The following is an 11,472-nucleotide window of genomic DNA, read 5'->3' as shown; positions in this document are numbered from 1 at the left end:
GAGTAAATAGTCTGATCAACAATGTATAAAACTTTCTTGAAGAGCAAATGTAAATCTTCGCGCGATCTGGATTGTCGGTGTTAGAATTCAGTTCGCTAGCTTGAAATTACGCCAAGTTAGCAAAATGCTAGGGGTCCTGACTATCAGCGTTAATTTATTAACACTGATAGTCGGGTGAGAAACACCCTCTGAACCTGATCTGGGTAATGCCAGCGAAGGGAAGCCGTCGAGTTTGTTGTTGGCCTTATTTCATAACGCTTCACGCCGTTATTCCGCCGCATTCTCGAAAACTCCTTTGCTGGCTCCACGCCGAGACAACCACGCAAAGGAGCCAAAATGAACGCAAATCCAAAATTTCTATCTGCCACCGCCACGGTGGATGAAGCAGCCATTCAGCCACTACCGAATTCCCGCAAGATCTATGTCACAGGATCGCGGCCGGATATTCGTGTGCCGATGCGCCAAATTACCCAATCCGACACCGAAGCGTCGTTCGGTGCCGAAAAAAATCCCCCCATTTATGTCTATGACACTTCGGGACCGTATTCCGACCCGGACGTCAAAATTGACATTCGGTCCGGATTGTCGACACCACGCACACCTTGGATCACCGAGCGGGAAGATACCGACGAGCTATCTGGACCAAGCTCGGAATATGGGATTGAGCGCTTAAACGATCCAAAGTTGACAGAATTGCGTTTCAACTTGCAACGCAAACCTCGCCGTGCCAAAGTAGGTAAAAATGTCTCGCAAATGCATTATGCGCGTCAAGGCATCGTGACGCCGGAAATGGAATACGTCGCTATCCGCGAAAATATGCGTCGTCAGGAATATCTGGAAGAGTTAAAAGCGTCCGGCCCAATGGGCAATCGTCTCGCTGATTTGATGGGCCGTCAACATCCGGGGCAATCGTTTGGTGCAAGTATTCCAGCAGAAATCACGCCAGAATTTGTCCGCTCAGAAATAGCGCGTGGCCGTGCCATTATTCCAGCCAACATCAATCATCCTGAAGTCGAGCCGATGATTATCGGGCGCAACTTCCTGGTGAAGATTAACGCCAATATCGGTAACTCAGCGGTCACGTCATCGATTGGTGAAGAAGTCGAGAAAATGACTTGGGCGATTCGTTGGGGCGGCGATAACGTCATGGATTTGTCGACTGGCAAACACATTCATGAAACCCGCGAATGGATCATCCGTAATTCACCTGTGCCAATTGGCACTGTACCGATTTATCAGGCGTTGGAAAAGGTCAACGGCAAGGCCGAAGATCTGACGTGGGAAATTTTCCGTGACACACTGATTGAGCAAGCCGAGCAGGGCGTTGACTACTTTACGATTCACGCCGGTGTGCGTTTGCAATACGTGCCGATGACTGCCAAGCGGCTAACCGGAATCGTTTCGCGCGGTGGTTCGATTATGGCGAAATGGTGTCTTGCACATCATCAGGAATCGTTCCTGTATGACCATTTCGAGGACATCTGCGAGATCATGAAAGCGTATGACGTCTCGTTCAGTCTGGGTGATGGATTGCGTCCAGGATCGATCTATGATGCCAACGACGAGGCACAACTGGCCGAATTGAAAACGCTGGGTGAGCTCACCCAAATTGCGTGGAAGCATGATGTGCAGGTAATGATCGAAGGGCCGGGCCACGTGCCGCTGCATTTGATCAAGGAAAACATGGATCTGCAACTTGAGCAATGTGACGAAGCACCGTTTTACACATTGGGACCGCTGACCACTGACATTGCACCGGGTTACGATCACATCACGTCCGGCATCGGCGCGGCCACGATCGGTTGGTATGGCACCGCGATGTTGTGTTACGTCACGCCAAAGGAGCATTTGGGCTTGCCGAACAAAGCTGATGTGAAGGACGGCATCATCACCTACAAAATTGCAGCGCACGTCGCGGATTTGGCGAAGGGCCATCCCGGTGCTCAGATTCGTGACAATGCATTGTCTAAAGCACGGTTCGAATTCCGTTGGGATGACCAGTTCAATATTGGTCTTGATCCAGATAAAGCACGCGAATTTCACGATGAAACGTTGCCGAAGGATTCTGCCAAAGTAGCGCATTTTTGCTCGATGTGTGGGCCCCATTTCTGCTCCATGAAAATCACACAGGAAGTGCGGGAATACGCTGCCAAGCAAGGTATCACCGAGATCGCTGCGTTGAAGAAAGGGATGGAAGTGAAGTCCATCGAATTCATCAAAAGCGGTGCGGAAATTTATAGAAAACAGTGAGCGTGATGATGGAAATCGAACTTAACGGTGCGCCGCATCAGCTCGACGATCATCAGACGTTGCAGCAGTTGGTAGCGGCGCTGGCGATGTCCGGCAAGGCGATTGCCGTGGCGGTCAATCGTCAGGTGGTACCGTCCCACTTATGGGCGCAGCATGTCTTGCAGTCACATGATAAGGTCGACGTGGTGCGGGCTATCGGGGGCGGTTAAGGTTGGCGTAACTGGCATAAAGCGAGCGTAAGGCGGGGTGTGAAGTTGGGTGCTGGCGATCTCTGCCATCACGCAGACCATAAGCTGTCCTTACGTCAATTTATGCTGCGAATGTCTTGCCTGCCAAATGCAACTGTTTGCAACGATATTGGTTCGGTAGCGCTGAGCGTTACCGAACCATCAAAGCAATTCGAAAGGAAAAATCATGAACATGCACAATGCCCTCTCAGAAAGCCAACAGGATAGTGGCTTGATTATCGCAGGGAAAACCTACCGTTCGCGGCTGCTAGTCGGTAGTGGGAAATACCGCGATCTGGACCAAACGCGTGACGCGACTGAAGCCAGCGGTGCAGAAATTATTACGGTCGCGATTCGTCGGGTCAATATCGGCCAAGACCCAGACGCGCCTAATCTGCTAGATGTTGTGCCGCAGTCGCGCTATACGATATTGCCTAATTCTGCCGGTTGCTATACGGCGAAAGATGCCGTGTATACGTTGCAATTAGGCCGTGAATTACTGGGCGGTCACAAGTTGGCAAAGCTGGAAGTACTCGGCGACGAAAAGACTTTGTTTCCCAATATGCCCGAGACCTTGAAAGCAGCAGAAACACTCGTCAAAGATGGTTTTGATGTCATGGTGTATTGCAGCGATGATCCGATTCAGGCGCGTATTCTCGAGGAAATCGGTTGCGTTGCCATCATGCCACTGGCTTCATTAATTGGGTCCGGAATGGGGATTTTGAACCCTTGGAATTTATCGCTGATTATCGATCAGGCTAAAGTACCGGTGTTAGTTGATGCCGGAGTTGGCACTGCTTCCGACGCCGCGATTGCGATGGAGTTGGGCTGTGATGGCGTGTTGATGAATACGGCGATTGCTGGCGCGCGTGACCCGATTCGCATGGCGCGAGCGATGCGCTTGGCGGTTGAAGCCGGTCGTGAAGCTTATCTGGCGGGGAGAATTCCTAAGCGCTTTGCAGCGTCCCCCTCGTCGCCTATGGCTGGGCGTGTAAAGTGACGGGGAGACAATCCAGTCTTTCAGAATCGACTACAGAGCGCTCAACGCCTCCGTGCGTTTTGGTCTTCTCGGGTTCTGATCCTAGCGGTGGTGCCGGTTTGCAAGCCGACATCACCGCCATTGCCGGACTTGGTGCGCACCCGATGTCGGTCGTGACGGTCCTCACTGTCCAGGATAACCAGCGTGTCTTCGGGGTTTATCCGGTGGCGGCTGATCTGGTTCATCAACAGGCGCAAGTCTTGGTGGACAGGATCGAGATCGCAGCCGTCAAACTCGGCATTGTGGGCAATCGCGCCAACGCCGACGTGATCGCCGCCATCATACGCCAACTGCGTGCACGCCAGCCTGACTTGCCAGTGGTGTTTGACCCCGTGTTGGCAAACGGTGCGGGCGACACCTTGTCGACGGAAGACCCAATTGCCGCGCTAGCACCATTGTTTGCCTTGGCAACGGTGATTACGCCGAACCGGATTGAGGCGAACCGGTTATGCGGCTCTCCATCTAGCGCGGATCATGATCCCGATGTTCAGGCGCAGCAATTGTTGGCGCGTGGGTGTCAGCATGTATTGTTGAAGGGTGGACATGGCCCCGAGCAGGATCACGTATTGAATCGGTGGTACACCCGCGAACACCAGCAGAGCTGGCGTTGGCCACGCTTGCAGGGAGAGTTTCATGGTAGCGGTTGCACTCTCGCAGCAGGTTTGGCAGCATTGTTGGCGCAGGGAATGTCGATGGAACAAGCGATCAGCGCTGCGCAGACGTATTGTCAGCAAACGTTGACATCGTCATACGGCATCGCCGATGGGCAGCGCATACCGAATCGTTTAAAGCAACTTGCTTAACCCACATCGGCTAACTTTGGCGTCGGCATTTTTTTAGAATACGAAGGAGTCGTTATGAAAACGTTTAACCTGAAAGGCCTCTATATTGTCACGCCGGACTGGGATGATACGGCCAAATTGCTCGCGGTAAGCGAGCAAGCATTGCAAGGCGGTGCGACGTTACTACAGTATCGTCATAAGACCGCAGATGCCGCGTTACGTCAGGAGCAAGCCGCATTATTATTTGCATTGTGTCGGCGCTACCAGCGACCGTTCATCATCAATGATCATGTTGATCTTTGTCTGGCTTTGGACGCGGACGGCATTCACGTTGGTGGCACTGACGCCAGCGTGGCAGAAATACGTGCCAAAGTCGGTCCAGATAAAATCGTTGGTGCATCCTGTTACGGCAGCTTGGAACTGGCGCACGATGCTGTACGTTGTGGTGCTAGTTATGTTGCATTCGGTGGATTCTTTCCATCCAAAGTAAAAAAATACGACGTGACGACGCAAGCGTCAATCATGACAATCGCTAAAACTGAGATCGCGTTACCAAATGTCGTTATCGGCGGCATGACGGCACAAAATGCGATGCCATTAGTGGCGGCTGGCGCTGATATGGTGGCGGCGATTAGTAGTGTTTATCTGGCTGATGATCCGGTCGCAGCAGCGCGTGAATTCGTCGCTCTGTTTACGCGTTAGCACTTCGAAATTGCTCACGACGGTGAAAAAAAACGGCGCTGATTGCGCCGTTTTAATATCTTCATACGATTGGCCACGGCCTAAAAATTAGCCCTCTAGCAAACTACGCAACATCCATGCATTTTTTTCATGCAGCTGCATGCGTTGCGTCAAAAGATCCGCCGTTGGCTCATCAGATGCGGCGTCGACTACTGGGAAAATTGAGCGAGCAGTGCGTGTGACGGACTCTTGTCCTGCGACGAGTTGTTGAATCATTTCTGTTGCGGTCGGGACGCCAACTGCCTCGGCGATTGTCGATAATTTAGCAAACGCAGCATATGAACCAGGTGCAGGGTAACCCAATGCGCGGATGCGTTCAGCAATCAGGTCAACGGCAAGCGAGAGTTCTGTGTACTGACCTTCAAACATCAAATGCAATGTGTTGAACATTGGACCGGTCACATTCCAATGGAAATTGTGCGTTTTCAGATATAACGTGTACGTGTCGGCGAGTAATTTGCTGAGGCCGTCTGCAATTTTCTTGCGGTCTTTATCGTTGATGCCGATGTTGATGACTGCGACGTTTTTCTTTGCGGCTATCTTTGCCATTGGATTACTCCTTCTGTGGGCTACGGGTTTTGGAATTGCCAAAATACTTATATGTTTGTTTGCAACTATTCTATGTCAATTTGATGCATAGCGACACCAGACGTCTAAATCCGATTGCCTTGTCACGATTGAAGTTACGTTCAATCGTGTAGGACGCGCTGTTAACCAATCACTCAATCGACATATTTCCCATCGACTGTTCCGAGCGTCTATACAGAGTGATCGTTAAGGCAACACCTGCAAGCGCAGCCAGGGCAGCGAACAGGAATACTTCGGGATAACCAAATGCGGTGGCGATTAATCCCGCTAACGGTCCGGTAATGCCGAGCGCCACGTCTAAAAACATGGAGTAAGCGCCTAGCGCACTTCCGCGATTATGCTGCGGCACCCTGCGCACGGCCTCGACACCTAGTGCAGGAAAAACCAGCGCAAAGCCACAGCCGGTTAGGGCCGCTCCGCATAACGCGACCCAAGAAGCGGTGGAGAAGCCAAGCAACAGCAATCCCACTGCCTCGACTGCAAAGCAGGCAACTGCCACGCGAAAGCCGCCAAATCGTGTAATCACCGAACCAAATAAGAGCCGGGCACCCACAAAAAAGCCACCAAATAATGTGAGAGCGAAGGCGGCGTTAGACCAATGATGGCTCGCATAAAAGAGGGTAATAAAAGTAGCAATTGATCCAAATCCGACTGACCCAAGGGCCAGCCCGAGACCATGCGGCAACACGCGGCGCAACACGTTTCTAAACGGAAGGTGATCACCTTTAATCACTGCGGTGGCTTGTTTGCGCCGGGCTAGATAGTAACCAAGCCCGCCCAGCCCGATAATGGCAACGCCGACCCATGCCAAACCCCATGCGTGAACGATCACGACGCCCAATGGCGCTCCCACTGCAAGTGCGCCGTAGGTAGCAATGCCGTTCCACGAAATCATGCGTGCGGTATGTTGAGATCCAACGCGACCAATGCCCCAGGCAATGGCCCCGGTACCAACCAGACTTTCCGAGTAACCGAGCACTAACCTGCTAAGCATCAATATAACCAAGCTGAGCCATGGGACGGAGGGCAATAATGCCGCGACAATTAATATTGCTCCACTTGCCGTACATCCAATTAAGCCATACAACACCGATGTTTTGGGACCGACTGAATCAGCAATGCGGCCAGCGCGCGGGCGGCTTAGCATGGTGGCCAGATATTGAATACTGATGGCGAGGCCAGCTAGCACCGAACTGTAGCCTAAATCGACATGGACGTAGCCAGGCAATACCGCCAATGGCAGGCCAATTGACAGGTAGCAGATAAAAGTAAAAAAAGAAGTGGCGATAATATGGAAGCTAACGGCACCCTCTGAAAGGGGCTGCGCGTCTAGCTTTGACGCTTGCTGTAAATCAGGCGCAGGCGACATGCCAGGTTCGGAAGTGGACGGCTTACCGCGGTTGAAGCGGGCTGGTTCGGACATGGTAGTTAACGTAGAAAGATGAGGAAGCGAGAGTAATCGACAAAAAGCGGTGTAACCAGGATGTAACCTAAGAGGTCAACGCAGACAGGATTTTTGCTTTGCTGCAACGCAGTATTTTACTCTTTGGAGTGAATTATTGCTTGCCGTGTGCCGATGTTATAGCGTATACCCTTCGTAACAGTCTCGGTACTCTCGTGGAACGCGCTTCTTTTATAGCCGCGCAGTTATAATGATGGGATGCAAAATCTTCTTCAGAATCTCAATCCCGAACAACTCGCCGCAGTCACTTTGCCCGCTCAACCAGCCTTGATTCTCGCCGGTGCCGGATCCGGTAAGACGCGCGTACTGATCACCCGCATTGCGTGGCTTATTCAAACCGGACAAGTTTCACCGTCAGGCGTACTAGCCGTCACCTTTACCAATAAGGCGGCCAAAGAAATGATGATGCGATTATCAGCGATGTTGCCGATTAATACACGCGGGATGTGGATAGGGACGTTCCACGGCCTCTGCAACCGCCTGCTACGTGCGCATCACAAGGATGCCGCGCTGACGCCGACGTTTCAGATTTTTGATTCGCAAGATCAGTTATCGGCGATCAAACGGTTGCTTAAATCATTGAGCATCGATGATGAGAAGTATCCGCCGCGTAACTTGATGTACTTTATCAATGGTGCAAAAGATCAGGGTTTGCGTGCGCACGATGTCGAAGCTAACGATGACTACAATCGCAAATTTGTCGAGTTATACGCCCTTTATGATCAGCAATGCCAGCGCGAAGGGGTCGTTGATTTTGCCGAACTATTATTGCGCACCTATGAATTGATGGTCAGAAATCAGCCTTTGCGTGAGCATTATCAAGCCCGTTTTAAACATATTTTGGTGGACGAGTTTCAAGATACCAACGATCTCCAATATAAATGGTTAAAGTTGATGGCAGGGCAAGGCGGCGCGGTGTTTGCCGTTGGCGATGACGATCAAAGTATTTATGCATTTCGCGGCGCGAATGTCGGCAACATGAGTACCTTTCAGCGTGAATTTCAGGTCGAAAATTTGATCAAGCTGGAGCAAAATTATCGCTCGCAAGGTCATATTCTAGACTCTGCCAATACGCTAATCGCTAATAATAGCAAGCGTCTGGGTAAAAACTTGCGCACTGATGCTGGCCACGGCGAGCCGGTGAGAATTTATGAGTCAACTAGTGATTTACTCGAAGCCCAGTGGATTATCGAGGAAGCCAAGAGCCTGATCAATGAGGGTGCAACGCGTAGCGAAATAGCGATCCTGTATCGTTCAAACGCGCAATCGCGGGTGATTGAGCATGCGTTATTTTCAGCTGGCATTCCGTATCGGGTGTATGGCGGTCAACGCTATTTTGAGCGTGCAGAAGTCAAGCATGCAATCGCGTATTTGCAACTGATGGACAATCCCCATAACGATTCAGCATTTTTGCGCGTCGTGAATTTTCCAACACGCGGTATTGGCGCGCGTTCTCTCGAACACCTACAGGATGCCGCACGTCAGCAAGGTATTTCGCTGTATGCAGCGGTACCGTACGTGGCGGGAAAGGCCGGCACCTCTCTCGGCGCATTTCTCAAGTTAATTGAAGGTGCACGCTTTGAAACGCAGCATTTGCCGTTGCCAGAAATGGTGCAGATTATGCTCGGCATGAGTGGGCTAATAACGCATTACGGTACCGAGCGCGAGGGCGCCGACCGCATCGAAAATCTGGAGCAATTGGTCAACGCTGCGACCTTATTCGTCTCAGAAGAAGGATTTGGAGTAGAAGCGCCGGCATTGCTCGGCCCGCAAGCCGATGTGTTGGCAGCGGCCTCTATTACGACCGCGGATGGGATTGAAATTATTGATGCGGACGCACGGCTGTCGTTCATCATGTCGCCGTTGTCAGCATTTTTGTCACATGCCTCGTTAGAGGCGGGAGATAATCAGGCTAAAACCGGGCAAGACGCCTTGCAGCTAATGACGGTGCATTCATCCAAAGGTCTGGAGTTTGAAGCGGTATTTATTACAGGGCTGGAAGAGGGATTGTTTCCCCATGAGAATTCCCAAAAAGAAGACTCTGGCGTGGAAGAAGAGCGGCGTCTGATGTATGTCGCTATCACGCGTGCTAAAAAGCGCCTTTACATGAGTTTCTCGCAGACGCGAATGCTGCACGGGCAGACGCGTTATAACCTGCGGTCACGATTCTTCGATGAGTTGCCTGAAGACTCGCTCAAGTGGTTGTCACCCAAAATACAACCACAGCAACAAAGCTGGTTTGCGCACCCGAAAGCGGCATGGGTTGATGAGCCCCAATATGGCGCTAATGCCATTGCAAACAAAATCACGAAACAGGATGTGGGTTGGCGCATTGGGGAAAATGTCGCCCATCAAAAATTCGGTGAAGGCGTGATTGTCAATATCGAAGGTGGTGGTGGAAACGCCCGCGCGCAAATTAACTTTGGCAAGCATGGAATGAAATTGCTGGACTTAACGATCGCCAAGCTGGATAAGGTGTAGGCATCAGATCTCTTATAATTCACTTCTCCGGGGAGACCGGGGAAGTGAACAAGCTACAAGAGTTTACTTTTCAGAGGGTTCCGGCTCGCCAAATACCTGCTTGTAGGTGGGATAAAACGAGCAATACATGACGACTGTTAGCAGGATCGACAGTGGCAACAGCACCATAAGCGTAATCGATGCATTACCTACTAACAGCGCGACGATCACGCTGATAATGGCAGGGAACAATACGCCGAAGACGACCCATGAAAGTCCGTACACCATAAACGCTTTTGTCTCACGCTGAACCGCGAAAAAGCTATAAAAAATCGCCTTGAATACGCTCATTTTTTGCCACGCAATAAGAGGAGCCGCGTACCAGAATCCCATGGCAAAGGGCACGTACACGGCGGCAGAGAACATCATGGCTAATGTCATATTCGATTCTTGCGCCGTTTTGGCATCAAGTGGAATCTGTCCGGTCATAGCTTCCCAGAAAACGCCGCCATCAATCAATGCCGAGGCGCCAATGGCGATCATTGCGGCGAGTAAGTATAAGCACCCAAGTAGTAACAGATTTTTCACTGCAGGCGAACGAAATCCCGTCAGCAGTAAATTTGGGAAAACGCGTTTGTCGTTCTCAATTTGCACACAGGCCTGCATGAACGCCATTGAAAATACAGGTATCAGTATCAGCGGTAGCAGTTGACCCAATACAGGTACGATACCGACAGCCAGCATCAGGAACATATAGGCAAGGAAAAGAGTCGAGATTTCAGCTGGTTGTTTGCGGAATAACGCAAAGCCACTTTTTACCCAGATCCAACCAGTTTTTGCAGGTAATTTTTCCATTATATTCAGAGCAGGGCCGGAGCCGGGTGAGCGATGCGTTGTCGCAAGATCCGTTCAAAATGCGCCGGATCATGCGGCGTCAGCATTTCTGCTGCGCGAGGTAAGTAAAAGTCATAAAGACGAGATAGCCAGAAGCGCAATGCGGCGGCGCGTAACATGGGTTGCCAGGCGGTTTGATCGTCACTACTAAACGCTTGCACTGAGCGGTAGCCGTCCAGCATTGCCGCTACGCGCACCTCGTCAAGTTCTCCTGTATCGACGTCGATACACCAATCGTTAACGGTGACGGCAAGATCGAATAGCCAAGTATCGCATCCAGCAAAATAAAAGTCGAAAAAGCCCGATAATTTATCGCCGTCAAACATCACATTATTGCGGAAAAGATCGGCATGCACGGGCCCTTTGGACAGGCTTTGATAAGTGGCAGTTACCGCAAAATCCTCCTGAAACTTAATTTCGGAACCGAGCAGCTGTTTAATCTCTGCAGGCAAAAATGGCAGCACGGCAGGTGCTGTGTCCCGCCACCATGCGAGTCCACGCAAGTTAGGCTGATAAATCGGAAAATCTTGTGCCGCCAGATGCATTTTTGCCAGCATGACCCCGACTTCGCGGCAATGCACAGGACCCGGCGACATTTCGGATTCGCCACGCAGTTTGCTAACGATCGCAGCGGGTTTGCCGTGTAGTGCATTAATAAGCGCGCCATGCTGATTGGCTATGGGAGCAGGCACCGCCACGCCACGCTGCGCCAGGTGACGCATAAGTTCAAGGTAAAAAGGCAATTGTTCGAACGTCAGTTTTTCAAAAACTGTCAGCACGTATTCGCCGGCCTCGGTATTGATGAAAAAATTACTATTTTCGATACCGGACGAAATACCTTTGATCGCCAGTGCTTTGCCTAAGGGAAATTGTGAAAGCCATTGGCTAAGGTCATCGAGGCTGACCGGGGTAAATACTGCCATGAGAAAAATTTAAAAAAAGAGATTTCGGAAAAAGTCGAAAGGTCACGCTATTTGTGAGAATGTAGAAAAAAGACCCAACATTTGAATCTCTCATCAACATTTGCCG

Annotated in this window: 10 protein-coding genes and 1 riboswitch; of the genes, 6 read left to right on the top strand and 4 right to left on the bottom strand. The window is 51.0% G+C overall.

Annotation, left to right across the window (positions count from 1 at the left end):
• Nucleotides 1-119: 119 nt before the first annotated feature.
• A riboswitch (TPP riboswitch) is annotated at nt 120-238 on the top strand.
• A gap of 98 nt (nt 239-336) precedes the next feature.
• The 5 genes from thiC to thiE all read left to right on the top strand — a co-directional run bounded on the left by thiC (nt 337) and on the right by thiE (nt 5,000).
• Nucleotides 337-2,250, top strand: a complete 1,914-nt coding sequence (gene thiC / locus ACXX82_RS07700) for a phosphomethylpyrimidine synthase ThiC (RefSeq protein WP_323506731.1) — start codon at nt 337-339, stop codon at nt 2,248-2,250.
• Nucleotides 2,251-2,258: 8 nt separating this feature from the next.
• Nucleotides 2,259-2,459, top strand: coding sequence for a sulfur carrier protein ThiS (gene thiS / locus ACXX82_RS07695; protein WP_322240225.1), 201 nt, complete (start codon nt 2,259-2,261; stop codon nt 2,457-2,459).
• 211 nt (nt 2,460-2,670) lie between these two features.
• Nucleotides 2,671-3,477, top strand: coding sequence for a thiazole synthase (locus ACXX82_RS07690; RefSeq protein WP_416348545.1), 807 nt, complete (start codon nt 2,671-2,673; stop codon nt 3,475-3,477).
• Complete coding sequence (thiD, locus tag ACXX82_RS07685; RefSeq protein WP_458562715.1) at nt 3,474-4,319, top strand: bifunctional hydroxymethylpyrimidine kinase/phosphomethylpyrimidine kinase; 846 nt, start codon at nt 3,474-3,476, stop codon at nt 4,317-4,319. Before ACXX82_RS07690 ends, thiD begins: the two co-directional genes overlap by 4 nt.
• Nucleotides 4,320-4,373: 54 nt before the next feature.
• Nucleotides 4,374-5,000: a thiamine phosphate synthase gene (gene thiE, locus ACXX82_RS07680; RefSeq protein ID WP_458562714.1), complete on the top strand. Its 627-nt coding sequence runs from the start codon at nt 4,374-4,376 to the stop codon at nt 4,998-5,000.
• An 87-nt stretch (nt 5,001-5,087) separates the two neighbouring features.
• On the opposite strand, the gene ACXX82_RS07675 is transcribed toward thiE, so the two are convergent.
• Together ACXX82_RS07675 and ACXX82_RS07670 are read right to left on the bottom strand one after the other, a co-directional pair.
• Nucleotides 5,088-5,588, bottom strand: a complete 501-nt coding sequence (locus tag ACXX82_RS07675) for a Dps family protein (protein ID WP_322233307.1) — start codon at nt 5,586-5,588, stop codon at nt 5,088-5,090.
• Between the two features lie 169 nt (nt 5,589-5,757).
• The gene (locus ACXX82_RS07670) at nt 5,758-6,996 is read right to left on the bottom strand and encodes an MFS transporter (RefSeq protein WP_458563969.1); all 1,239 of its coding nucleotides are present in this window, start codon (nt 6,994-6,996) and stop codon (nt 5,758-5,760) included.
• A gap of 291 nt (nt 6,997-7,287) precedes the next feature.
• Here ACXX82_RS07670 and ACXX82_RS07665 point away from each other — a divergent pair, with 291 nt between their 5' ends.
• Nucleotides 7,288-9,570: a UvrD-helicase domain-containing protein gene (locus ACXX82_RS07665; RefSeq protein WP_458562713.1), complete on the top strand. Its 2,283-nt coding sequence runs from the start codon at nt 7,288-7,290 to the stop codon at nt 9,568-9,570.
• Nucleotides 9,571-9,633: 63 nt separating this feature from the next.
• Here the strand turns inward: ACXX82_RS07665 and ACXX82_RS07660 are convergent, their stop codons facing one another.
• A complete protein-coding gene (locus ACXX82_RS07660) occupies nt 9,634-10,404 on the bottom strand; it encodes a BPSS1780 family membrane protein (protein WP_322233303.1) in 771 nt (256 codons plus the stop codon).
• 5 nt (nt 10,405-10,409) lie between these two features.
• Nucleotides 10,410-11,366, bottom strand: a complete 957-nt coding sequence (locus ACXX82_RS07655; RefSeq protein ID WP_322233301.1) for a homoserine kinase — start codon at nt 11,364-11,366, stop codon at nt 10,410-10,412.
• Between the last annotated feature and the right edge of the window lie 106 nt (nt 11,367-11,472).

The sequence above is a fragment of the Glaciimonas sp. GNP009 genome (assembly GCF_054343755.1).
This window is presented reverse-complemented; position numbering and strand designations above follow the sequence as displayed.

Bases quoted from the DNA above. Each gene is read 5' to 3' on its own strand.
- thiE (WP_458562714.1), top strand. From the start codon at position 4,374: ATGAAAACGTTTAACCTGAAAGGCCTCTATATTGTCACGCCGGACTGG.
- ACXX82_RS07675 (WP_322233307.1), bottom strand. From the start codon at position 5,588: ATGGCAAAGATAGCCGCAAAGAAAAACGTCGCAGTCATCAACATCGGC.
- ACXX82_RS07670 (WP_458563969.1), bottom strand. From the start codon at position 6,996: ATGTCGCCTGCGCCTGATTTACAGCAAGCGTCAAAGCTAGACGCGCAG.
- ACXX82_RS07690 (WP_416348545.1), top strand. From the start codon at position 2,671: ATGCACAATGCCCTCTCAGAAAGCCAACAGGATAGTGGCTTGATTATC.
- thiC (WP_323506731.1), top strand. From the start codon at position 337: ATGAACGCAAATCCAAAATTTCTATCTGCCACCGCCACGGTGGATGAA.
- ACXX82_RS07660 (WP_322233303.1), bottom strand. From the start codon at position 10,404: ATGGAAAAATTACCTGCAAAAACTGGTTGGATCTGGGTAAAAAGTGGC.
- ACXX82_RS07665 (WP_458562713.1), top strand. From the start codon at position 7,288: ATGCAAAATCTTCTTCAGAATCTCAATCCCGAACAACTCGCCGCAGTC.
- ACXX82_RS07655 (WP_322233301.1), bottom strand. From the start codon at position 11,366: ATGGCAGTATTTACCCCGGTCAGCCTCGATGACCTTAGCCAATGGCTT.
- thiS (WP_322240225.1), top strand. From the start codon at position 2,259: ATGGAAATCGAACTTAACGGTGCGCCGCATCAGCTCGACGATCATCAG.